This window comes from Marinobacter confluentis (assembly GCF_004785685.1).
GTDB lineage: Bacteria > Pseudomonadota > Gammaproteobacteria > Pseudomonadales > Oleiphilaceae > Marinobacter > Marinobacter confluentis.
In genome coordinates this window covers 1-324 of record NZ_SRPF01000033.1, presented here as the reverse complement: position 1 = coordinate 324, position 324 = coordinate 1, and the positions used below count along the sequence as shown (strand labels likewise).

The 324-nt window shown below is 57.4% G+C and carries 1 pseudogene; it reads right to left on the bottom strand.

Annotation, left to right across the window (positions count from 1 at the left end):
* Nucleotides 1-237 (bottom strand): annotated as a pseudogene (locus tag E5Q11_RS17440) (c-type cytochrome); the annotation flags it as partial.
* Nucleotides 238-324: the final 87 nt, after the last annotated feature.

Below are 324 nucleotides of genomic sequence, written 5' to 3'. Positions count from 1 at the left end.
ACCACTGAGACGGGGATAACCTGCCGCTTCGATACCCGACCCGTTCGGACTGTGGCAGCCCGCACAAGCGGGAACGCCTGACGCCATGTTGCCACCGCGATACAGCGCCCGGCCCTGATCAACCAGCTCCGGATCAGCTTGACCAATTGGCATCGACTGTTCATTAAAGTAGGCAGCAAGATCCTGCAGATCCTGGTCAGAGCTGTTGTCCAGCAGACCCGTCATGGATGCTATCATCCGATCCTGCCTCTTGATCAACCTCAGTTGCTGGTGCAGATACTTCTCACCCAACCCGGACCGTTTGGGGTAATTCGCTGCAATGGG